Source organism: Amycolatopsis methanolica 239, assembly GCF_000739085.1.
Classification (GTDB): Bacteria; Actinomycetota; Actinomycetes; order Mycobacteriales; family Pseudonocardiaceae; genus Amycolatopsis_E; species Amycolatopsis_E methanolica.
In genome coordinates this window covers 3873133-3894045 of sequence record NZ_CP009110.1, presented here as the reverse complement: position 1 = coordinate 3894045, position 20913 = coordinate 3873133, and the positions used below count along the sequence as shown (strand labels likewise).

Below are 20913 nucleotides of genomic sequence, written 5' to 3'. Positions count from 1 at the left end.
AGAAACCCTCATGTCACACATCAAAGACGACGCACCATCCGGGCAGACCCTCCCCGAGGACCGGAAGGGGCCGCACACGCGGCGGCTCCGCCTGGTCACCGTGATCGCCACCTTCGGGGGGCTGCTGTTCGGCTACGACACGGGCGTGATCAACGGCGCCCTGCCCTACATGCAGGCCGACCTCGGGCTCACCGCCCTGACCGAGGGGCTGGTGACGAGTTCACTGCTGCTGGGCGCGGCGCTCGGCGCGGTGCTCGGCGGGCGGTTGTCCGACCGCCGCGGACGCCGCCGCACCATCCTGGCCCTGGCGGTGATCTTCCTCGCCGGCACCCTGGGCTGCACGCTCGCGCCGGACACCACGGTCATGGTGATCTCGCGGTTCGTGCTCGGCCTTGCCGTCGGCGGGGCTTCGGTGACCGTACCGACCTACCTCGCCGAGGTCTCGCCCGCCGAACGGCGCGGGCGCCTGGTGACCCAGAACGAACTGATGATCGTCACCGGTCAGCTGCTCGCGTTCACCTTCAACGCGATCATCGGCAACGCCTTCGGCGAGAGCGGCGGCGTGTGGCGGTGGATGCTGGTGCTGGCCACGCTGCCCGCGGTGGTGCTGTGGTTCGGGATGCTGGTCATGCCGGAGAGCCCCCGGTGGCTGGCTGCCCGGGAGCGGTTCGGCGACGCGCTGTCCGTGCTCAAGGAGGTCCGCTCGGCTCGGCGCGCGGAGGCCGAGCTTGCCGAGGTGCGGCAGCTCGCGCTTGAGGACCGGCAGGCCAAGACCGGCGGCTGGTCGGACCTGGCGACCCCGTGGATCCGGCGGCTCGTGCTGACCGGGGCCGGCATCGCGATCGTCCAGCAGATCACCGGCGTCAACTCGATCATGTATTACGGCACGCAGATTCTCACCGACGCCGGGTTCTCCGCGAACGGCGCACTGACCGCGAACATCGCCAACGGCGTGATCTCGGTGCTGGCCACGTTCGTCGGGATCTGGCTGCTGGGACGGGTCAACCGCAGGTCGATGCTGATCGCCGGGCAGATCGGCACCACCTCGGCGCTGCTGCTGATCGGGCTGTTCTCGCTCCTGCTGCCGGAAGGGACCGGGCGCGCGTTCGTCGTGCTGACCCTGACGGTGACGTTCCTGGCTTTCCAGCAGGGGTCGATCTCGCCGGTGACGTGGCTGATGCTGTCCGAGATCTTCCCGCTCAAGTTGCGCGGGTTCGGGTTCGGGCTGTCCGCGCTGGTGCTGTGGCTGACCAACTTCGCGGTCGGGCTGCTGTTCCCGCTGCTGGTGGAGGCCATCCACATCTCGGGCACGTTCTTCCTGTTCGCCGCGCTCGGCGTCGGGGCGATCACGTTCGTGGCGAGGTTCGTGCCGGAGACCCGCGGCCGGTCGCTCGAGACGCTGGAGAAGGAACTGCGCACCCGCTACACCGGTCAGGTGACGGCCTGATGGCGGTGCTGGTCGCGGTGACCGATTCGGACGAGGGCACGCCGGCGCTGGACACCGCGGTCGCCGAGGCGCGCCGCCGCCGGACCGGGCTGCTGGCCGCCAACCTGCGCCTGGCGCCGCTGGACACCTCGCACGTGCCTGACGACGTCGAGACGACCGTGCTCGAACGGGAGCCGGACGTCGAAGTGGGGCAACACGTGCTCGGCCTGCTGGACCGCCACCGCGACGAGGTGGACCTGCTGGTGATCGGCATGAAGCGGCGCAGCCCGGTGGGCAAGCTCGTGCTGGGCAGCCTCGCCCAGTTCCTGCTGCTCAATGCCGACGTGCCGGTGCTGGCCGTGAAGACGCCCGGGTGAGAGGGAGCCAGCGGGCCGGGGCTGACCGCCCCGGCTCGGTGGCCTTGGCCGGGCTCGGTGGTTGGCCTCGGCCCGTTGGTCTTGGTCGGGCTTGGTGGCCCGCCTCGGGCCGTTGGCCTGGTCTGGCTCGGTGGCCCGTTGTGGTCGGGTGGCCTGGTCCGGCCCGGTGGCGCGTCTCGGTCCGGTGGCCCGTCCCGGCTCGGGTGGCCCGGTCAGGCCATCTCGGGGACCCGCAGGTGCGCCAGCGCGAGGTCGAACTCGGCCACCTCCAGGATCTCCACGCCGGCCTCCTCCGCGCCGCGCGAACGGAGGGCGTCGGCGCGGTTGCGGGTGCTCGCCATGTTCGCGTGGTTGTCGTAGGTCACCGAGGACACGGCGAGACCGGCGTCGCGGTCGATCATCAGGCTGGCGCTGCAGAACCCGTCGAGGCGTTCCAGCTCGGGTAGCAAGCCCATGCGGTAGGTGTCGACCGCGCGCTCGAGCTGGTCGAAACGGGTCCAGGTGACGCGGCAGCAGGCGCCTTCGGGAGCGGGCCGCGTGCGGTGCAGCACCGCGATCTCCCACTCGTCGACCTGGGCGCGGTTGCCGCCCATCACCTCCGCCGCGTGGTCGCGCAGCGGGCGTACCCGGTCCGCGCTGTCCCGCATCGCCTCCCTCGACTCCCACGAGCTGGTGGCGATGCAGCGCCCGGATTCGCGGTCGACGAGCATCGACAGTCCGACACAGCCGGGCATCTCCATCAGCTCCGGCATGACCTCGTCGCGGATGTGGGCGATCCCGGCGTCGATGGTGTCCTGGTGAGCTTGCACCGTGGTGGAACGCGCGAACACGCCTTCCACCCCCTCTCCGGTCGAGGCGGCGTCCCGGCGGCGCCGCCGGTAGCCCTCCACCTTGCGCCGCGGGGCGAGCAGGCGCAACCGTGGTCGGAATCGACGGCCGCAGCTTCTTCCGCTTCCACGGGGACACCCGCCGCGGTCCACCACTCAGTCGACGACGTACCACTGGCCGCCGCGGTATTCGAGGACCGCGTCGCCGAGGTCGCTGTCCGCGAACGGGGTGTCCGCCCGCACCGCGCCGGCCGGGATCTCGATCCGCCCCGCGGTTTCGGTGACCCGGGCCCGGTCGACCGTCGCGGTACGCAGGGCCCGCTTCTGCGCCGGCGAGAACATCTGGAACGTGATCGGGAAGGTCTGCTCGCACGGCCCGAAACCCTGGTCCTCCGCCTGCTTCGCGGCCGGGCCGGCGATCTCGCAGACCACCGCGAGGTCCTCACGGCCCACCGCGTGCAGGAACTCCTCGTAACGCCGGATGCCGTCGGACGCCGACGGCGCCGACGACGTCGGCGGTGCCGAGGACCCGGACGGGGGCTGGCCCTCCTGCTTGCGGTACAGCGTGGCCTCTCCCGTCACGCCGCCGCCGGAGTAGGTCATCTTCAGCGACTCGCCGTCCCGGTGGAGCGTCACCGTGCCCTCGGTGACGCAGTTGCCCGCGTCCTTGTCCAGGATCGTCTCGCGCAGCTGCAGCCACTGGGTGGTCGCGTCGACCAGCCGGAGGATGCCGCGGCAGGCCAGGTCCGGATCGGGACCGGTCCAGGTCGTGCGGTACTCGACCGGGTTGCTGTCGCCGCCGAGGACCACCCGCATGTGGTAGGGCCGGGTCGCCGGGGACTGCTCGACCGGGTCGCGGGTCTCCCAGGTCCCGGCGAACCCGTCCGGCAGCCGGGCGGGCATGGCGCAGCGGCGGTCGGTGGACAAGTCGGCGAGTTGCCGTCCCGGGTAGGGGCCGGCTGGGCCGGAGAAGCCGGGCACGAGCGACTGCGCGCCCCACGCGCCGCGGTAGCCGTACCACGGCTCGCCGTCGAGCGCGCGGGGTTGCGCGTGCCACAGGTTTCCCTGCGAGGTCCAGTCGAAGGTGGCGCCGGAGACGTGCCAGCCCTTCGACGGGTACGACGCGTGCGACCCCTTGGCCGAGTACACGACCGGGTGACCGTCGTCGTGGTCCAGGTCCGTCCACGGCACCGAACATGGCTCGGCGCCGTGGCCGAAGAAGGTCACCGCGACCGGCTCGCCGTTCCGCAGCTGGACGGCGACCCGCTCCCAGTCGCCCTCGTGCGTGTTGCCCACGGGGGTGCCGGCAGGGCGAAGTTCGTTGCGGCCGTAGAAGAACCAGTACACGTACGCGGAGCGCTCGTCGTCGGCGCGGTGGTGCTCCCAGTACATCGGCGGGGGAGCGTCGTCGGGCTGGACGTCGTCGTGCGCGTCCAGGTAGAACCCGCCGTCCGAGTCCGGCGTGACCTCCTCGCCCGAGTGGCGGGCGCAGGGGAACAGCGGCTTGCCCGGGGACGGCACAGCTGGGTCGGCGTCCTTCTGGTGCTTGTAGACAGTGCCGCGGAGCGAGCCGGGTTCGACCGGGTCGGCCACCGGTTCGCCGTCGGCGCAGTCGTCGTGCTCGTACCGCAGCACCGACTGCCGGATGTACGCGGTCGTGTCCATCGGGGTGAACCGTTCGTCGCCGGCCAGCCACACCCGCGGCGCGAACTGCAGCGCGGTGGGTTCGTCCGCGCGCGCCGGAGTGGGCGCGGTCTGCTCCTTCGGCCCAGGATCGTGGTCCTGGCAGGCCGTCAGCAACGTCATGGCCAGCAGAGCCACCCCCAGCAACGCGCGCATCTGCAGGACTGTACGCAACGGACGCCGCCCGCGTGGCCGTTTCCCGGATCCGCCGCCGGTGATCGTTTTTCCGGTTCCGCCGGAACCGGGCGGAGAGCTGTCGCATCCAACCGGTGCACTTCGACGAGGAGGTCATCGTGGCTGAACTACCCGATCGGAAACCGCAGGCGGGAACCGGTTTCGACGTGGTGCCCGGCTCGCTGGCGCTGGCGGCGACCGGGTTCGGCGTGGCGTCCGACGCCTGGCGGGACGCATGCGAACTGTTGCTGGGCTGCGACCTTCGCCTGGACGACCTCGGCGCGCTCGCCCGGCGCAGCCCGTCCATCGTGGACGGTGTGCGGTCCTATCAGGACGCCGTGGCCGAGGTGCGGCTCGCCCTGGCGCACGGTGCGACGGTGCTGGCCGAGTCCGAGCTGACGCTCAAGCAGATCGCCGGCGTCTACGCCCGCGTCGACGAGGATTACGCCGAGGCGTTCGGCTACCGGAAGGGATCACATGGCTGACCGGAACCTGCCGCTGGCGTTCGACGTGGTGATCCTGTGCGCGGAGAGCACGGGTTACGACGACCTGGCCGACCTGTTGCGGACCGCGCCCGACTGGGAGCCGCGGACCGCCGCGCTCGACGCGCTGGCGCACCTGTGGGGGAACGAGCTCGGCAGGCGGTTCGCCGGCTGCAAGAGCCGGCTGGAGACCGTGAAGAGCGAGGTCAAGCACGTGTGGGCCGGCGACGCCGCGGACGCGTTCGTCCGGCACGTCGACGACACCCTGGCCCGGCACGCGGAGTACCAGGCCGCGGCCGGGCAGGTCGCCGTCGCGCTCGGCGAGGTGAACAAGGCGATGGCCACCTGCGCCGCGGACTGCCACGGCGCCGTCAACGACGCCGCGGCCGCGATCATGAGCGCCGGCCTGCTCGGTGTCGCCGGGTTCGCTTCGGGCACCGCACCGGTGTCGGTGACCGGCGCGGTCTTCACGATCATGGCCACCCTGTCCGGCAAGGTGGCGCAGATCCAGGCGATCGTCGAGCGCGACGCCGGCGTCGCACTGGCCAGACTCCGGGAGGCGTGCAACGCCCTGGCGCAGCTCACCCTGCCCGCGGCGATGGCCGAATCGCTGAAGGACCCCGCGCACTGGTTGCCGAAGCCCTACGGCAGCACCGTCCTCGCCACGGTGCCGCCCGGGTTCGCGGAGCACCTCGCGCAGGTCAGCGCGGACCACTTCGGCAAGGACGTGAGCGCCGCGGCGCTGCACCGGTTCGAGCAGACCTTCGACCACGGCTTCGACGGTCTCGACGAGGACGAGTACCTCGCGGCCGCCGAGGCGATCAACGGGTACACCGACGACGTCGACCTCGGCGCGGCTGACCCGGAACCGGAGGGGAAGGTGACGGTGGTGGGGCCGCCGCCGTTGGACATGCCCCCTGCCGAGCCGAAGGCAGGCGCGCAGTGACGCCGGAGATCCCGCCGCCGCTGGCCGAACTCGGCCGCCGGCTCGACCACCACCGCGCCACCGCCGCGCACGGGAACGTGGCGGCCGAAGTGGACGGACACGGCAACCTGACCGGCCTGCGGCTGGCCGCGGGCACCCTGCGGCGGGTGCACCCGGACGTCCTGGGCCGCGAGATCGTGTTCGCGGTCGCGGCCGCCCGTGCCGCTGCCGCCGAGCACCGGCGGCAGGCGATGTCCGCCGTGCTGCCGGGGATGGCGACGTGACCGGGTTCGACGAGCTGGCGCGGGAATCCGACGAGCGCCTGCGGGCGATCGCACGTGCCGCGGGGGAACGCGCCAGGGCCACGGTCAGCGAAGTGATCGACGGTGGGTTCGGCGACGTGCTGGTCAGCGGAACCGGTGTCCTCGTCGACGTGCGGCTGGACGCGGCGCGGCTGCGGACGGTGCCGGAAGCACGGTTGGCGGAGGCGGTGGTGAGAACGATCCGCCGGGCGGGCCAGGGGGCGCCGTCGGGGGTGCGCCGGCCCCGTCCGCCTGCGGGTGACGAGCCGGAGGAGTTGTTCACCGGTCTGGCCGACGAGCACCGGCGCCGGGCGGCACGGGAGCGGGTGACGTGCTGCCCGCACTGCGGCGGAGCGTTGCCCGCTCAGCCGTGAGGCTGCGCTTCGAGGTGCTGCTTCAGCAGGCCGAGCGTGGCGGGCACTTCCTTGCGCGCGTTGCGCCGCGCCAGGGGAGCGATGAACCTGCCCACGCCGTGCCCCTCGAAGGCGATGCCGTACTCGACGTGGGTGCCCTGGCCCTGCGGGGTGAACGTGACGTCCACGTTCGCCCGGACCGGCCCGTCCACGCCGCGGACCCCGTACCGCCGGCCCGGCTCGTAGGCCGTCACCTCCCACGTGATGGTCCGGTCGGCGCCCATCACGTGGCGGACCTCGTGCCCGCGGGTCCCGACGGTGACCGGACCCGGGCCGTCGAAGGCGGCGGTGCGGACGTCGGGCTGCCAGTCGGGCAGGTGGGTGGCGTCGGCGAGGAAGCCGAACACCTCCTGCGGGCTGCGCGCGATGTCCACCGCGGCGGTGGTCTTCCCGGACATGACCCGACTCCTCTCGTGGTGCGTCGAGGGTAGGCCGGGCGGGCGGCGCCCGGAAGGAGTTCGGTCCGGCAACCTCGTCCGCGCTCGACCGTTCTGTCAAGGAGCGTCGCCGAGGAGCAGAACCACGCGCGGCTGCTCGCCCGCCTGCTCCAGGCCGCTGGGGCGCCGACGATCACGCGTCACTGGACCGACACGGTGTTCGTCGCACTCCGGCGCGGGCTGCGGCTGGAGCTGGCGGTCCCGCTGATCGCCCAGACCGTGGCGCTCAGCTACTACCGCATCCTGCGCGACGGTTCCGGGGACCTCCTGACCCGCGACGTGGCGGCCCGCATCCTGGGTGACGAGCAGCGGCACGTGTCCTTCCACCGGGACCGCCTGCGCGGGTCGATGCCGCGCCCGGCATGGTGCCTGGTGCGGACCGCGTGGCCACTGCTGCACACCCCCACCGCGATGGTGGTCGCGTGGGACCACGGGGCCGCGTCGCGTGTGCTCGGTGTCGGTCGGCGACAGTTCGTGGCCGAACAGGTCCGCCAGTTCAGCCGGTTCCTGACCACGCTGCGAGCGGAGCACGCCGGGGTATGAGGCCGCGTGGTGCGGGGTCAGCGATAGCGTGCCGCCAGGTAGGCGAGGTGGTGCGAGGTCGCGATGGTGACCGGTTTGCTCCTGCGGCCCAGCCCGTTCCCGCGGCCGTCTGCGGCCGCGGCCACTTCCCGGTCGCCCCAGGAGAACCGCGGTCCCGCGAAGTGCTGGCTCGTCACCAGACGGCGGCAGGTCCGGCGCAGGGTGTGCGCCGGGCTGCTGTCCGCACCGGAGTGTTCGTCCTCGGTCAGGCGGTCCCGGCTGTAGACCCACCCCGCCGGACAGGAGTACTTCACGGCCACGTGCTTGCTCCTGAACCCAGGGCCGGCGATGGGGTGCACGGCGCCGTAATCTCCGAACCGGAGATCGCCCGCCCCCGTGGCCACGACCTCGTTCCACAGTTGTTCCTCCTAGCGCGGGTGCTGCCACAGGTCCGTCCGATTCAGCGTGCGCGGGATGGGGCCGCTCAGCAGGACGGTCGACACCGGACCGGCCCGACCACCCGAACGAGGTCCAGAACCGCCTGCACCTGCTCGACACGCTGGGGCGCCACCTGATCGACGTACCGGAGGTCGACGATGACGTCGACCAGGCCGACGTCGATCCGCAGCCGATCGACGAGCCGCGCCACCCGAGGACCGGTCGCGCAGGGGCACGCGAACCCGCACGGCCGCGCCGATGCCGATTTCGTCCGCCAGCCTGCCCAGGTTGGTCACCGCGTCGTCGGGAGTGTCGTCGCGGACGACCGGGATAAAGGGGACGGGGTAGTCGCCGTCGAGCAGATCGACGGGATCGGACAGGCGGTTGGCGAGCTCGCCGAGTCGGCCTGCTAGTCCGAACCTGCTCGGTTCGCGGATCTCGGCGGCATCGACCATGAGGTGACCCGAACCGGTGGAGAGCCGCGCGACCGCTTCGATCCGGGACAGCTGGGTCGCCGGGGGGAAACGGCCGTGGATCCGCCGAACGCGCGACTTCAGGCGTGCGCCACGCCGAGGCCCGCGCCCAGTGCCAGCGCCGCCGCCTCGCCGCGGGAGCTCACTTCCAGCTTCTGCAGCACCCTGGTGACGTGGAACTTCACGGTGCTCTCGGTGACGCCCAGCTCCGCCGCGATCGCCTTGTTGCGCTTGCCCTGCGCGAGCAGCGCCAGCACCTCCCGCTCGCGGCGGTTGAGGTTCGTCAGCCGCGTTTCGCCGGACGGCTGCGGCGCGTCCAGCGGCAGCGAGATCGTCACCCGGCTGCCCCAGCCCGGCGCGGCGTCGATGTCCAGCGCGGCGCCCAGGGTGCGCGCCCGGCCCTGCAGGCCACGGCGCAGCCCGTCCACATCCAGTTCGCCGGACCCCTGGTCCCGCACGTCGACCACCAGGCTCGCGCCGTCGCTCGACCACGCGATCCGCAGGCGCGCCAGGCCCGGCTGGGCGGTGAACGCCAGCACGGCCGTCCGCGTCATCGCCCGTGCGGCGTGCGCGATCTCGCCCGGCACGGAACCGCCCGACGGGGCGACGAACTCGATCGGCGCTTCGTGGTGGCGCAGCATCTGCCGGATATCCTCGCGCAGCCGGGCGAACGCCTCCGGCGCCGCCTCCTCGGACAGCGCCTGGTCCGACTTCCGCGCCGACCGCAGCGCGAGCAGCGCCGCCGACGCCGAGTCCGCTGCCGAAAGCCGGGCCCGGCGGTCGTCCAGGCCGGCGGACCGTAGCGTGGTCAGGATCGCCACCAGCGCCGCCTCGTGCGCGGCCGCCAGCTCGGCGATCGTCCGCTCCCGTTCGCTCGACGCGGCACGCGACTCGGCGAGGTAGTCGGGGCTGGCCTGGGCGACCTGCTGGCTGATCGAGGTCACCACCAGGCCGAAGATCGCGGCCAGCAGCTCCGGCTCGGGCAGCCGCCGCCGCGCCGCGCGGGGGACCAGCACCAGCAGGGTGCCGGCCGGGTCGCGCACCACCCACACGGTCCGCGGCGCGCCCGCGATCGACGCGGTCGTGCTCACCGGACGGCCGGGCTCGACCGCGGCCTTCAACTCCTCCAGCTCGCCGATCGTGACCTTGTTGATCATCTCCGTGGCCCCGGCGACCTTGCGCGGCCGCCCGGTGCACTCGCGGGTGAACACCACGAGCGCGGTGTGCGGCCACCGCTCGGCCAGGAACCGCGAAAGGCGGCGGGCGATCTCGTGCAGCGGCCCGTCCACGACCTCTCGCAGAGCCACCAGGTCGGTCACCGGATCCATGCGGCCACTCTAACCGGAGGTCGAGGTTTTACTGGTCCGACGACCAGGTCGCGGAAACGCCACTCAGGGCTACCGTCGCCAACGGTATGCGTCACCGCGCATGCTTCTCCACCGAAAGGAACAGCCGATGCCACAGACGGTCCGCGGCGTGATCGCCCGCTCGAAGGGAGCTCCGGTCGAGCTCACCGACATCGTGATCCCCGACCCCGGTCCCGGTGAGGTCGTGGTCGCGATCGCCGCGTGCGGGGTGTGCCACACCGACCTGACCTACCGCGAGGGCGGCATCAACGACGAGTTCCCGTTCCTGCTCGGGCACGAGGCCGCCGGCACCGTCGAAAGTGTCGGCGAAGGCGTCGATTCGGTCCAGCCGGGCGACTACGTCGTCCTCAACTGGCGTGCCGTGTGCGGCCAGTGCCGAGCCTGCAAGCGCGGCCGCCCGCAGTACTGTTTCAGCACGTTCAACGCCACCCAGAAGATGACCCTGACCGACGGCACCGAGCTGACCCCGGCGCTGGGCATCGGCGCGTTCGCGGACAAGACGCTCGTGCACGCCGGGCAGTGCACCAAGGTCGACCCGGCCGCCGACCCTGCCGTCGCCGGCCTGCTCGGCTGCGGCGTGATGGCCGGGCTGGGTGCCGCGGTCAACACCGGCGCGGTGAGCCGCGGCGATTCCGTCGCGGTGATCGGCTGCGGTGGTGTGGGCGACGCGGCCATCGCCGGAGCGCGTCTGGCCGGGGCGAACAAGATCATCGCCGTGGACCGCGACGCGAAGAAGCTCGAGTGGGCGACCGAACTGGGCGCCACGCACACGGTGAACGCCACCGAGACCGACGTCGTCGAGGCCGTCCAGGCGCTGACCGGCGGGTTCGGCGCGGACGTGGTGATCGACGCGGTGGGCAGGCCGGAGACCTGGAAGCAGGCCTTCTACGCGCGCGACCTCGCCGGCACGGTGGTGCTGGTCGGCGTCCCGACCCCGGACATGCGCCTGGAGATGCCGCTGCTCGACTTCTTCTCCCGCGGCGGCGCGCTGAAATCGTCCTGGTACGGCGACTGCCTGCCGGAACGGGACTTCCCGGTGCTGATCGACCTGCACCTGCAGGGCAGGCTGCCGCTGGACAAGTTCGTCACCGAGCGCATCTCGCTCGACGACGTCGAGAAGGCCTTCCACACCATGCACGCCGGCGAGGTGCTGCGTTCGGTGGTGGTCTGGTGAGCTTCCGGATCGACCGGGTCGTCACCTCCGGTGTCTTCGAACTCGACGGCGGCAGCTGGGAGGTCGACAACAACGTCTGGCTCATCGGCGACGACCACGAGGTGGTGGTGGTCGACGCCGCGCACGATGACAAGCCGATCGTCGAGGCCGTCGCCGGGCGCAAGGTCGTCGCGGTGATCTGCACGCACGGCCACAACGACCACGTCACCCACGCGCCGCAGCTCGGCGAGCAGCTGTATGCGCCGGTGCTGCTGCACCCGGGCGACCAGGAGCTGTGGGACATGACCCACGCCGGGCAGGCGTTCTGGAAGGCCGACGACGGTCAGCGCATCGCCGTCGCGGGCACCGAGATCGAGGTGCTGCACACGCCGGGCCACTCGCCCGGATCGGTGTGCCTGCACCTGCCCGAGGCGAAGGCGCTGTTCACCGGTGACACGTTGTTCGCCGGCGGGCCGGGCGCGACGGGCCGGTCGTTCTCGGACTTCCCGACGATCATCGACTCGATCCGGGACCGGCTGTTCCAGCTCCCCGAGGACACCCGGGTGCACACCGGCCACGGCGACGGCACCACCATCGGAACCGAGGCGCCGCACCTGGCGGAGTGGATCGCGCGCGGCTACTGAGCTGGCGTGGTTGCTCACGCCGTGGCCCTCGTAACGCGTCTGGCTACCGCGCGGGCTGCCCAGCCGCGATGGCGGCGAGGTGGTGCGTCGGCGGGGCAGCGCCCGCGCTCAGTGCGCGGCAGGCGCCGGCGTCGCCGAGGCGGGCTTGCGCACGAACAGCGCGGTCACCAGCACGAGCACCCCGACGACGCCGGCCACCACGAAAGCCGTGCGCAGGCCGACGGCGTCCGGGGTGCCGGCCGGGTCGTTGCTGCCCAGCGTGGCCACGCTGACGAACACCGCGGTGCCGAACGCGCCCGCGACCTGCTGCAGCGTCGCCAGGATCGCGCTGCCGTGCGAGTACAGGTGGTCCGGCAGCACGCCGAGCGACTCCGTCATCAACGGGGTCATCATGAACCCGAGCCCGGCCATCAGCAGCACGTGGATCGCGATCACCGCGGCCAGCGGCGAACCCGGCCCGAGCAGCGCGAACAGCCACATCGACACCGCCAGCGCCACCGCGCCGGGGATCACCAGCGGCCGCGCGCCGAACCGGTCGAACAGCGCGCCGACCGGGCGGCCCAGCAACCCGAGCGTCAGGCCACCGGGCAGCACCGCCAGCCCGCTGACGAACGTGCTGGTGTGCAGCACGGTCTGCAGGTACAGCGGCAGCATGATCGAGGCGACCCCGAGCAGGCACACGAACAGCAGCGCGGCCAGCACCAGCGCGACGACGAAACTGCGGTGCGTGAACGGCCGCAGGTCCAGCAGCGCCCTGGCCGCGCGCTGCAGCCGGGTCTGCCGCCAGGTGAACGCGGCCAGCATGGCCAGCCCGCCGATGATGGTGGCCCACGGCGGCACCGGCGAGTGCCCGTCGCCTTCGCCGATGCCGGCCAGGCCGTAGAGCACGCCGCCGAACCCGAGCGCGGACAGCAGCACCGACGGCACGTCCAGCGGCACCTTGCGGGTCGAGCTGTCCAGCCGGAACCAGGCCGCGCCGACCGCCAGCGCGGCCAGCGCGAGCGGGAGCACGATCCAGAACATCCACCGCCAGCCCAGCGACGCCAGCACCGCGCCGCCGATCGTCGGCCCCACCGCTGGGGCCACGGCGATCACGATGGTGATGGTGCCCATCGTCGCGCCGCGCTTGTTCGGCGGCACCAGGCGCATCACCGACGTCATCAGCAGCGGCAGCATCACGGCGGTGCCGCACGCCTGGACCACGCGCCCGACGAGCAGCACGCCGAAGCCGGGCGCGAGCCCGCTGATCGCGGTGCCCAGGCTGAACAGGGTCAGCGACGCGAGGAACACCTGACGCGGGGTGAACCGCTCGAGCAGGAACCCGGTGGTCGGGATGACCACCGCCATCGTCAGCAGGAACCCGCTGGTCAGCCACTGCACCGTGGTGGTGGAGACGGCCAGGTCGGCGGTGAGGTCGCGCAGTGCGACGCTCAGGATCGTCTCGTTCAGGATCATCACGAACGCGGAGACGACCAGTACGCCGATGAGCAGCCCGGACCGTGGCCGCGCCTCGTGCGTGGCGTCGGGCGGAGTGGTCGCGGGGGCGGCCATGGAAGCACCTCACAGGGAATTCAGTGGTCGGGATCGCGGCCTCGGCGCCGCCGGAACGGCCGCACCCCATCCCCCAGCAGGGCAGGCGAAAACAGCCGAACCACTTATACGGTGCGAACGCACCGCCCGTCCATCGAATTCCCGTTCCGGCGCTAGGTCATCTGGCGGATGAGGATCGTCGCCACGCAGGCCGGTTTCGGCACGTCCTCGACGGCGATCGTCATCGTGATCGCCAGCTGCAGCCCGCCCCGCACCTCGGTCACCTCCTCCAGCGTCGCGGTCGCGCGCACCTTGCTGCCCACCGGCACGGGAGAGGGGAAGCGGACCTTCTCGCAGCCGTAGTTGACGGTCAGCCCGAACCCGGTGAACTCCACGATCTCCGGCAGCAGCCGCGGCACCAGCGAGAGCGTCAGGTAACCGTGTGCGATGGGACCGCCGAACGGCCCGCTCTTCGCCCGCTCGACGTCGACGTGGATCCACTGGTGGTCGCCGGTCGCCTCGGCGAACCGGTTCACCGCCTCCTGCGTGACCTCGACCAGCCCGCTGCTGCCGAGCGGTTCCCCGACCGGCAGGGCGCGCACCCCTTCGACGCCGTGGACCACGATCGCCACGTCAGACCTCCTCGAGCGCCAGCGGCGCGGGTTCGAACTCCTGCAGCGGCGCCTCGGCGAACAGCCGCGCGACCTCCGGCACGGTCCAGCCACCGGGCCGCAGCTCCTCGGCCACCTCGCCCGGGTGCGTCCACAGCGCGATGCGGTCGCCGCCCGCGGCGATGGCCTGGCCGGTGACGTGCGCCGACTCCGCGGACGCGAGGTAGACCACCAGCGGCGCCACGTCCTCCGGGGTGCCGAGACCCTGGCGCCGCAGCGGCTGCGGCACCGGCTCGCCGGCGTCCACCCTGGACACCAGCTCGCCCAGTCCCGGGATGGTGGCGACCATCCGGGTGAGCGCGGTGGGCACGATCGCGTTGACCGTCACGCCGATCTTCGCGTGCTCGACGGCCCAGGTGCGCATCATCGCGACGACGGCGCCCTTCGACGCGGAGTACGCGGTCTGGCCGAAGCTGGCGCGCTGCCCGGCGGGGGAGCCGACGAGGATCAGCCGCCCGCCCTCGCCCTGCTCCCGGAACCGCCGCACGGCCGCCCGCCCGCAGGTGAAGGTGCCACGCAAGTGGCTGGTGACCACGAGGTCGAAGTCGTCGTCGCTGGTGTTGCGCAGCGTCTGGTCGCGCAGCGCGCCTGCGTTGGTGACCATCACGTCCAGGCGGCCGAACTCGCCGACCGCCCGCCGCACCAGTGCGTCGGCCAGGTAGCTGCCGCCGACGGAACCGACCACGGCGACCGCCCGGCCGCCCGCGGCGGTGATCTCCGCGACCGTCTCCTTGGCGACGTCGGCGTCGAGGTCGTTGACGACCACGGCGGCACCCGCGGCGGCCAGCGCCCGTGCGTAGGACCGGCCGAGGCCGCGGCCGGCCCCGGTGACCACGGCGACTCTGCCGTCGAGCATGTGCCCTCCTTCGATCACGGATCTCCTCGACGGTATGGGCCGCGGCGGCCCGGCACGCTGGCCTTGCGTCGCCAGCGTGGCGCGACGTTTGTCCCGCCAGGCCTGCGGTTCCCGGCCGTGTCGCCGGGACCCCGCGCCTTCCTACGCTGGACGCCGAGCCGAGGAGGTGCAGACCCGATGGACGTCTCCTTCGGCACCGTGTGGGAGGCCGTGGCCCGTGGCCTGCCGGACGCGGTCGCGATCTCCGAACCGGGGCGCGACCTCACCTACGCGGAGTTCGACGACCGCGCCGCCCGGCTGGCCACCGCGTTCGAAGAGGCCGGGGTGCGGGCGGGCGACAAGGTGGCCTGCTACCTCCACAACGGCGCGGCCTACCTGGAAACCGTGTTCGCCGCGTTCAAGATCGGCGCCGTGCCGGTCAACGCGAACTACCGGTACACCGCCGACGAGCTGACGGCGCTGCTGACCGATGCCGACGCGGCGGCGGTGGTGTTCAGCGGCGCGCTCGCGCCGAACCTGCGCCACGCCGCGGCGCACGTGCCGGCCCTGCGGCTGCTGGTCCGCGCCGGACCCGCCGCGGAGCCCGGGCCCGCAGCGCCGGAACTGGAGGAACTCCTCGCGGACATGCGGCCGCGGCCGCCGGAGCACCGGTTCGGCTCGGACGAGATCTTCATGTACACCGGCGGCACCACCGGCAAGCCGAAGGGGGTCATCTGGCGGCAGTCCGATCTGCTGCACTCGCTGTTCGTGCCGGTCTTCCGCCCGCTGGGCGCGCGGGAGCTGCCCACCACCCTCACCGAGGCCGTCGGTCTCGCGATCGACGCGCACGCCGAGGACCGCTCGCACGCGACGATCCCGGTCGTGCCGCTGATGCACGGCACGGGCCTGTTCAACTCGATGGGCGCGCTGCTCACCGGCGGCCGGGTGATCACCACCAATCCCGGCGCGCTCGATCCGCGCCACGTCTGGATGACGGTCGCCGCGCGGCGGGCGCGCACGATCATCGTCGCGGGCAACGCCGTGTGCCGTCCGCTGGTCGACGAGCTGGTCGCGGCGGAGCGGCGGGGGAGACCGCACGACCTCGGCTCGCTGCGGTCGGTGATCAGCTCCGGCACAGCGCTGTCCGACCGGCTCAAGCACGCGTTGCACGAGCGGGCGGGCGTCACGATCTTCGACGCGATCGCCTCCAGCGAGGGCGGGCCGTTCGCGTTCGCGGTGACCTCCACTGTGGACGATCTGCCGTCGCGGTTCTTCCCGGTGCCCGCGACGAAGGTGTTCGGCCCCGGCGACGTCGAGGTGACGCCCGGCAGCGGCGAGCCCGGCGTGCTCGCCTACCGCGGCCCGATCCCGCTCGGCTATTACAAGGACTCGGCGAAGACGGCCACGACGTTCCGCACGATCGGCGGCGTCCGCTACGCCATCCCCGGCGACCTGGCCGCCGTCGAGGCCGACGGGGCGATCCGGTTCCTCGGCCGCGGAGCCGGGGTGATCAACACCGGCGGCGAGAAGGTGTACCCGCAGGAGGTCGAGGACGCGTTGCTGACCCACCCCGAGGTCACCGACGCGGTCGTGGTCGGCCTGCCGGACGAGACCTGGGGCGAGCGCGTCGCGGCGGTGGTCGCGACCGCGTCGGCGACCTTGTCCGCCGGGGAACTGCGGGAATGGGTGCGCCGTGGCCTGGCCGGGTACAAGGTGCCGCGCACGATCGCGCTGCTGCCCGAGCTGCGCCGCACGCCCACCGGGAAGCTCGAGCTGGCCTGGGCCCGCGACCTCCTCCTAAAACATTTAGGAAATTCCTGATACGCTTTAGGCATGGTGCGAGCGGGACTGACCACGGAACGCGTGGTCCAGGCGGGGGCGGAGCTGGCCGACGAGGCCGGGTTCGACGAGGTGACCCCGTCGGCGGTGGCCCGCCGGTTCGGCGTCCAGGTCGCGAGCCTGTACTCGCACGTGCGGGGCGCCCACGACCTCAAGGTCCGCGTCGCGCTGCTCGCGGTGGGCGAGCTCGCCGACCGGGCCGCCGACGCGCTGGCGGGGCGAGCCGGCCGGGACGCGCTGGCCGCCTTCGCCGGTGTCTACCGCGACTACGCCCACGAGCACCCGGGCCGCTGGGCGGCGGCGCAGTTCCGGCTCGACCCGGAGCACGCGGCCGCGAGCGCCGGGCCCCGGCACACCCGGATGATGCAGGCGATCCTGCGTGGTTACGACGTGCCGGAGGCCGACCACCCGCACGCCGTCCGGCTGCTGGGCAGCGTCGTGCACGGTTTTGTCGAGCTCGAATCGGGCGGCGCGTTCGGCCACAGCGCGCCCGAGCCCGGCGAGTCCTGGTCGCGGATCCTCGAGGTCCTCGACGTCATCCTGCGGAGCTGGCCCGGGAGGACCGGATCGTGATCACCACACCCCTGACCGCGGACCTGCTACGCGGCGCCCTGGACGTCGAGTCCGGTGCGCACGGCCTGGTGCCGCACCGGCTGCCCGCCTGGGCGCGCGCCCGGGCCGACGCGCAGCTCCGCATGGCGGAGTCGCAACCCTCCGGCGTGCGGCTGGCCTTCCGCACCCGCGCGACCGTGATCGAGCTGGACGCGCTGCGCACCACCCGGTCCTACGTGGGCGCCCCGCCGCGGCCGGACGGCGTGTACGACCTGCTCGTCGACGGACGGCTGACCGCGCAGGGCGGAGTCGGCGGCGGTAACACCGTCCACATCGACCTGGCCGGTGGCGCGGCCCGGATGGAGCCCGGACCGCCCGGCACGGTCCGGTTCGACAGCCTGCCCGGCCACGACAAGGACGTGGAGATCTGGTTGCCGCACAACGAGATCACCGAGCTGATCGCGCTGCGCACCGACGCGCCGGTCTCGCCGTCGCCCACGCGCGGGCGGGTGTGGCTGCACCACGGCAGCTCGATCAGCCACGGCTCGGACGCGGCCAGCCCGGTCACCACCTGGCCCGCGGTCGCCGCCGGCCTGGGCGGGGCCGAGCTGGTGAACCTGGGCTTCAGCGGCAGTGCGATGCTGGACCCGTTCACCGCACGCGTCATGCGCGACACGCCGGCCGACCTGATCAGCGTCAAGATCGGGATCAATCTGGTGAACGGCGACGTGATGCGGCTGCGTGCGTTCACGCCGGCGGTGCACGGTTTCCTCGACACGATCCGCGACCGGCACCCGGGCGCGCCGCTGCTGGTCGTGTCCCCGATCTGGTGCCCGATCCACGAGGACACGCCGGGACCCGGCGCGTTCGACGTTGAGGCGCTGAAGTCGGGCGTGGTGCGGTTCCGGGCCACCGGTGACCCGGCCGAGCGCGCCGCGGGGAAGCTGACGTTGCGCGTGATCCGGGACGAGCTGGCGCGGATCGTCGCGGAGCGCGCCGACGAGAACCTGCACTACCTCGACGGCCGCGACCTCCACGGCGAGAACGACCGCCCGCTGCCCGACAACCTCCACCCCGACGCGGCGACCCACCGGCTCATGGGGGAGCGGTTCGCCAAGCTCGCGTTCGGCGGCCCGTTCGCGGCTCGCTAGTCCAGGCAGGAGCGCAGCGCGGCGAGGTAGGCAGTGGTGTTCGGCGCGTTCACCAGGCCCGGTGTCATCCGGTTCATGACGTAGGCGAAGGTCAGCCGCCGGTCGAGGTCGTTCAGCACCACCGCACCGCCGAACCCGCTCCACCAGCAGGTGTGGCCGTCGACCGCCTAGCCGGGTCCGAACCGGACGGGCGTGCCGAGCACCCGGTCCACCCCGTCGGCCTGCACCTGGAAGATCCGCTCCACAGTGGACTCCGCCACGAACCGCCTGCCGTCGATCGCGCCGCCGTGGGAGACGACCGACTGCAGCCGCGCCACCGAGCGCGCGTTGCCCTGGCCGTTCAGCCCGCCCAGCTCGGCCGCCAGGAACGGCCGCGTGGTCGTCACCGAGGGTGGGATCAGCGGGTTCGTCAGCGTGCGCACCGCGATCGGGTCGAGGGCGGCGTAGTCCACACCGGACGATTCAGGTGCAACGAGTGTGGCGACCCGGGCGTCCACGTCCTCCGGTGCGCCCAGTCAGTAGTCCGCTCCCGGTGGGTCCGCGAACTCCGACCGCAGCACCGTGCCCAGCGACCGGCCGGTCACGCGCCGCACGATCTCGCCGACCAGGTGGCCGTGGCTGACCGCCTGGTACCCGGAGGCCCCGCCCGGCGGGAACCACGGCTCCTGCGCCGCCAGCAGCGCCGCCGCCCGTTCCACGTCGCAGATGTCTTCCAAGGTGACCGGCGAGTCCCACCCGCACACCCCCGAGGTGTGGCCCAGGACGTGCCGCACCAGCACGCCGTCCTTGCCCGCGGCGCCGAACTCCGGCCAGTACCGCGCCACCGGCGCGTCCGGGTCCAGCTGCCCCCCGGTCCACCAGTGCGAGCGCCACCAGCGCCACCATCGTCTTGGTCAGCGAGTACGTGGTGACCAGCGTGTCCCGCGTCCACGGCACCCCGGGCGCGGCCGAGCCGCCCCACAGGTCCACCGCGACCACGCCATCGGCGATCACGCAGACCGACGCGCCCGCCTCCGCGCCGTCGCGCAGCCGCTCCGCCAGCAGGTCGCCGAGTGCGGCGAACCGCGGGTCGCAGTGGCCGTTCACCGGACGGCCGCCGCCCGTTTCCGGCCCGCCTCGATCTCACGGTGCAGTTCCCGCACGTAGCGGGCGAAGTCGAGCTGGATGGTGTGCCGCGGCGCGGAGTAGTACTGCCCGAGGTGCTTGGCCTCGTCGCGCGCGATGGTGGCCGCCATCTCCGCGACGTCCGGCAGCTCGTACTCCCCGGTCAGGTGCCGCGCGATGAGCTTGCTCTGCTGCTCGGCGAGGTTGACGATCGTCGGCGACGCCTGCGCCAGGCCGGCGAAGCAGGGGTTGCCGATTCCGGGCGTGACGATCCGCTTGAACAGCGGCAGCCGGTGCCCGGTAGGCCGATCTTCTTCGGCATCCACGGCGGCATCATCATCTTGTCGGCCGGTTTGCCGCCGCGGTACTTCGACAGCACCCACACGCCGCGCCGTGCGGACACCCGCACGGGCCGCGCGATCATGCCCACCACGACGATCCGCTTGTCCCGCATGTCGACCGGGTCGAACGGGCTGCGGCAGGCGTGGCTGTGCAGGACCGGCCCGTCGAACGTGCGGGGGTAGTCGGGCAGGTACGGGTTCCAGTGGTGGCCGTTGGCGACCACGAGCGCGTCGTAGTCCCGGGTCTCGCCCGTGGACAGGGTGATCCGCCACCTGCCGTCGGGTTGCCGGGCCGCGTGCTCGACCGCGGTGTTGAAGGTGATCGTCTCGCGCAGTCCGAAGTGGTCGACCTAGTCGCGGAAGTACTGGTGGATCAGCGAATGGTGCGGGAAGTGCGGCCAGTCCGCGCCCGCCGGGAAGTCCTCGAACTGCAGGCGCGTGGTCGAGGTGTCGATGCGTAGCGATCGCAGCAGGCCGAGCGCCCGTTGGGATTGCCGAAGTACCAGTTGCCGCCGACGTCGTCGGACATCTCGAAGCAGTCGTAAGGGATGCCGTGGTCGCGCAATCGCTTCGCCGTGGCGAAGCCGGAGCAGCCGGCGCCGATGATGCAGACGGTGGGGAGTGACCTCACGGATGCCTCTTCCGCTGGCCACGATGCCGCTGAACACTCTGACATGTTCGCGACCTGCTGGAGCACGCCAAGGCGCTGTTTCGTGGAGCGCGGCTACGCGGCGGTGGCGATCGACGACATCGTCTCCACGGTCGGGTGCAGCCGCGCGACGTTCTACCCGCACTTCACCGGCAAGCTGGAGGTGCTGCAGAAGATCGGCGCGGAGACGATGGCGCAGCGTGCGGTCGCGGTGTCCGCGGAGCTGGACGAGGTGCTCGCCACCGGCTCGCGCGCCGCGTTCACCCGCTGGATGCGGGGCGCGGTCGCGTGGTTCGAGGAGAACCAGGCGATCCTGCCCGCGTGGGACGAGGCGGTCGCGCTCGAACCGGAGCTCCGGGCCATCGCCAAGCGCGCGGTCGGCGAGCTGCCCGCCGCGATGCCGCGGTACCTGGAACGGTGGGGCTCGCAGCGGCGGGCCGAGGCGCACCTGCGGATCGAGCTGCTGGTCAGCCAGCTGGAGCGGTTCTTCACCCGGTGGGCGGTGCAGGGCACGATCACCTCGACGGCCGACGAGACCGCGCAGGTGCTCAGCGACATCGGGTTCCCGGCGCTGCGGCCGCCGCACTGAGACGCTCGT

27 protein-coding genes and 2 pseudogenes are annotated in these 20913 nt (G+C 72.5%); 13 read left to right on the top strand and 16 right to left on the bottom strand.

Features of this window, described 5'->3' with window-relative positions:
* Nucleotides 1-10 precede the first annotated feature (10 nt).
* Nucleotides 11-1447: a sugar porter family MFS transporter gene (locus tag AMETH_RS18940; protein WP_017982704.1), complete on the top strand. Its 1437-nt coding sequence runs from the start codon at nucleotides 11-13 to the stop codon at nucleotides 1445-1447.
* A complete protein-coding gene (locus AMETH_RS18935) occupies nucleotides 1447-1803 on the top strand; it encodes a universal stress protein (protein WP_017982703.1) in 357 nt (118 codons plus the stop codon). The genes AMETH_RS18940 and AMETH_RS18935 overlap by 1 nt, the downstream gene beginning before the upstream one ends.
* Before the next feature lie 212 nt (nucleotides 1804-2015).
* Here AMETH_RS18935 and AMETH_RS18930 read toward each other — a convergent pair whose 3' ends face one another.
* Complete coding sequence (locus tag AMETH_RS18930) at nucleotides 2016-2633, bottom strand: antibiotic biosynthesis monooxygenase (RefSeq protein ID WP_026153158.1); 618 nt, start codon at nucleotides 2631-2633, stop codon at nucleotides 2016-2018.
* 153 nt (nucleotides 2634-2786) lie between these two features.
* Entirely contained in the window at nucleotides 2787-4469 is a 1683-nt protein-coding gene (locus tag AMETH_RS35885) for a Vps62-related protein (protein ID WP_051079414.1), read from the bottom strand.
* A gap of 113 nt (nucleotides 4470-4582) precedes the next feature.
* Between AMETH_RS35885 and AMETH_RS18915 the strand changes: the two genes are divergently transcribed.
* Genes AMETH_RS18915 through AMETH_RS18900 form a run of 4 tightly spaced genes read left to right on the top strand, consistent with a single transcriptional unit; the run spans nucleotide 4583 to nucleotide 6570 of the window.
* The gene (locus tag AMETH_RS18915; RefSeq protein WP_017982701.1) at nucleotides 4583-4972 is read left to right on the top strand and encodes a hypothetical protein; all 390 of its coding nucleotides are present in this window, start codon (nucleotides 4583-4585) and stop codon (nucleotides 4970-4972) included.
* Nucleotides 4965-5915, top strand: coding sequence for a hypothetical protein (locus tag AMETH_RS18910; protein WP_017982700.1), 951 nt, complete (start codon nucleotides 4965-4967; stop codon nucleotides 5913-5915). The genes AMETH_RS18915 and AMETH_RS18910 overlap by 8 nt, the downstream gene beginning before the upstream one ends.
* Nucleotides 5912-6178: a YbaB/EbfC family nucleoid-associated protein gene (locus tag AMETH_RS18905; protein ID WP_017982699.1), complete on the top strand. Its 267-nt coding sequence runs from the start codon at nucleotides 5912-5914 to the stop codon at nucleotides 6176-6178. Before AMETH_RS18910 ends, AMETH_RS18905 begins: the two co-directional genes overlap by 4 nt.
* Nucleotides 6175-6570, top strand: a complete 396-nt coding sequence (locus AMETH_RS18900) for a hypothetical protein (RefSeq protein WP_017982698.1) — start codon at nucleotides 6175-6177, stop codon at nucleotides 6568-6570. The genes AMETH_RS18905 and AMETH_RS18900 overlap by 4 nt, the downstream gene beginning before the upstream one ends.
* Here AMETH_RS18900 and AMETH_RS18895 read toward each other — a convergent pair.
* Complete coding sequence (locus AMETH_RS18895; protein WP_017982697.1) at nucleotides 6561-7007, bottom strand: SRPBCC family protein; 447 nt, start codon at nucleotides 7005-7007, stop codon at nucleotides 6561-6563. The genes AMETH_RS18900 and AMETH_RS18895 overlap by 10 nt on opposite strands.
* 195 nt (nucleotides 7008-7202) lie before the next feature.
* Between AMETH_RS18895 and AMETH_RS18890 the strand changes: the two genes are divergently transcribed.
* Entirely contained in the window at nucleotides 7203-7589 is a 387-nt protein-coding gene (locus AMETH_RS18890) for a ferritin family protein (protein ID WP_017982696.1), read from the top strand.
* A 17-nt stretch (nucleotides 7590-7606) separates the two neighbouring features.
* On the opposite strand, the gene AMETH_RS18885 is transcribed toward AMETH_RS18890, so the two are convergent.
* The 3 genes from AMETH_RS18885 to AMETH_RS41910 form a co-directional block, all read right to left on the bottom strand.
* On the bottom strand, nucleotides 7607-7987 hold the full coding sequence (locus AMETH_RS18885) for a beta family protein (protein WP_081617555.1): 381 nt from the start codon (nucleotides 7985-7987) through the stop codon (nucleotides 7607-7609).
* Nucleotides 7988-8052: 65 nt separating this feature from the next.
* Nucleotides 8053-8217, bottom strand: coding sequence for a hypothetical protein (locus AMETH_RS38050; RefSeq protein ID WP_017982694.1), 165 nt, complete (start codon nucleotides 8215-8217; stop codon nucleotides 8053-8055).
* A gap of 342 nt (nucleotides 8218-8559) precedes the next feature.
* Nucleotides 8560-9807, bottom strand: coding sequence for a helix-turn-helix transcriptional regulator (locus AMETH_RS41910; RefSeq protein WP_017982693.1), 1248 nt, complete (start codon nucleotides 9805-9807; stop codon nucleotides 8560-8562).
* 127 nt (nucleotides 9808-9934) lie between these two features.
* Between AMETH_RS41910 and AMETH_RS18875 the strand changes: the two genes are divergently transcribed.
* Both AMETH_RS18875 and AMETH_RS18870 read left to right on the top strand, forming a co-directional pair.
* Entirely contained in the window at nucleotides 9935-11020 is a 1086-nt protein-coding gene (locus AMETH_RS18875) for an S-(hydroxymethyl)mycothiol dehydrogenase (RefSeq protein ID WP_017982692.1), read from the top strand.
* Nucleotides 11017-11643, top strand: coding sequence for an MBL fold metallo-hydrolase (locus tag AMETH_RS18870; RefSeq protein ID WP_017982691.1), 627 nt, complete (start codon nucleotides 11017-11019; stop codon nucleotides 11641-11643). The genes AMETH_RS18875 and AMETH_RS18870 overlap by 4 nt, the downstream gene beginning before the upstream one ends.
* A gap of 108 nt (nucleotides 11644-11751) precedes the next feature.
* Here AMETH_RS18870 and AMETH_RS18865 read toward each other — a convergent pair whose 3' ends face one another.
* The 3 genes from AMETH_RS18865 to AMETH_RS18855 form a co-directional block, all read right to left on the bottom strand.
* Nucleotides 11752-13194, bottom strand: coding sequence for a DHA2 family efflux MFS transporter permease subunit (locus tag AMETH_RS18865; RefSeq protein ID WP_017982690.1), 1443 nt, complete (start codon nucleotides 13192-13194; stop codon nucleotides 11752-11754).
* Nucleotides 13195-13346: 152 nt separating this feature from the next.
* Nucleotides 13347-13805: a MaoC family dehydratase gene (locus AMETH_RS18860; protein ID WP_017982689.1), complete on the bottom strand. Its 459-nt coding sequence runs from the start codon at nucleotides 13803-13805 to the stop codon at nucleotides 13347-13349.
* A gap of 1 nt (nucleotide 13806) precedes the next feature.
* A complete protein-coding gene (locus AMETH_RS18855; protein ID WP_017982688.1) occupies nucleotides 13807-14700 on the bottom strand; it encodes an SDR family NAD(P)-dependent oxidoreductase in 894 nt (297 codons plus the stop codon).
* Between the two features lie 177 nt (nucleotides 14701-14877).
* Between AMETH_RS18855 and AMETH_RS18850 the strand changes: the two genes are divergently transcribed.
* From AMETH_RS18850 to AMETH_RS18840, 3 genes are read left to right on the top strand one after another with little or no spacing between them, the layout of a single operon-like run.
* The gene (locus AMETH_RS18850) at nucleotides 14878-16500 is read left to right on the top strand and encodes an AMP-binding protein (protein ID WP_017982687.1); all 1623 of its coding nucleotides are present in this window, start codon (nucleotides 14878-14880) and stop codon (nucleotides 16498-16500) included.
* A 12-nt stretch (nucleotides 16501-16512) separates the two neighbouring features.
* Complete coding sequence (locus AMETH_RS18845; protein ID WP_017982686.1) at nucleotides 16513-17091, top strand: TetR/AcrR family transcriptional regulator; 579 nt, start codon at nucleotides 16513-16515, stop codon at nucleotides 17089-17091.
* Complete coding sequence (locus tag AMETH_RS18840) at nucleotides 17088-18221, top strand: GDSL-type esterase/lipase family protein (RefSeq protein ID WP_017982685.1); 1134 nt, start codon at nucleotides 17088-17090, stop codon at nucleotides 18219-18221. Before AMETH_RS18845 ends, AMETH_RS18840 begins: the two co-directional genes overlap by 4 nt.
* Here the strand turns inward: AMETH_RS18840 and AMETH_RS41600 are convergent.
* From AMETH_RS41600 to AMETH_RS40365, 7 genes and pseudogenes are all read right to left on the bottom strand, one after another.
* Nucleotides 18218-18340: a hypothetical protein gene (locus tag AMETH_RS41600; RefSeq protein ID WP_267283438.1), complete on the bottom strand. Its 123-nt coding sequence runs from the start codon at nucleotides 18338-18340 to the stop codon at nucleotides 18218-18220. The two genes, AMETH_RS18840 and AMETH_RS41600, sit on opposite strands and share 4 nt — an antisense overlap.
* Nucleotides 18341-18388: 48 nt before the next feature.
* Nucleotides 18389-18673: a hypothetical protein gene (locus AMETH_RS40385; protein WP_017982683.1), complete on the bottom strand. Its 285-nt coding sequence runs from the start codon at nucleotides 18671-18673 to the stop codon at nucleotides 18389-18391.
* 63 nt (nucleotides 18674-18736) lie between these two features.
* On the bottom strand, nucleotides 18737-19045 hold the full coding sequence (locus tag AMETH_RS41595) for a serine hydrolase domain-containing protein (RefSeq protein ID WP_017982682.1): 309 nt from the start codon (nucleotides 19043-19045) through the stop codon (nucleotides 18737-18739).
* A 91-nt stretch (nucleotides 19046-19136) separates the two neighbouring features.
* Nucleotides 19137-19214: pseudogene (locus AMETH_RS41590) on the bottom strand (hypothetical protein); the annotation flags it as partial.
* An 89-nt stretch (nucleotides 19215-19303) separates the two neighbouring features.
* The gene (locus tag AMETH_RS40375; protein ID WP_017982681.1) at nucleotides 19304-19651 is read right to left on the bottom strand and encodes a hypothetical protein; all 348 of its coding nucleotides are present in this window, start codon (nucleotides 19649-19651) and stop codon (nucleotides 19304-19306) included.
* A 65-nt stretch (nucleotides 19652-19716) separates the two neighbouring features.
* Nucleotides 19717-19989 (bottom strand): annotated as a pseudogene (locus AMETH_RS40370) (NAD(P)/FAD-dependent oxidoreductase); the annotation flags it as partial.
* A 50-nt stretch (nucleotides 19990-20039) separates the two neighbouring features.
* Nucleotides 20040-20342, bottom strand: coding sequence for an NAD(P)-binding protein (locus AMETH_RS40365; protein ID WP_223843227.1), 303 nt, complete (start codon nucleotides 20340-20342; stop codon nucleotides 20040-20042).
* 37 nt (nucleotides 20343-20379) lie between these two features.
* Between AMETH_RS40365 and AMETH_RS18825 the strand changes: the two genes are divergently transcribed.
* On the top strand, nucleotides 20380-20904 hold the full coding sequence (locus AMETH_RS18825; RefSeq protein WP_017982678.1) for a TetR/AcrR family transcriptional regulator: 525 nt from the start codon (nucleotides 20380-20382) through the stop codon (nucleotides 20902-20904).
* The last annotated feature ends 9 nt before the right edge of the window (nucleotides 20905-20913 follow it).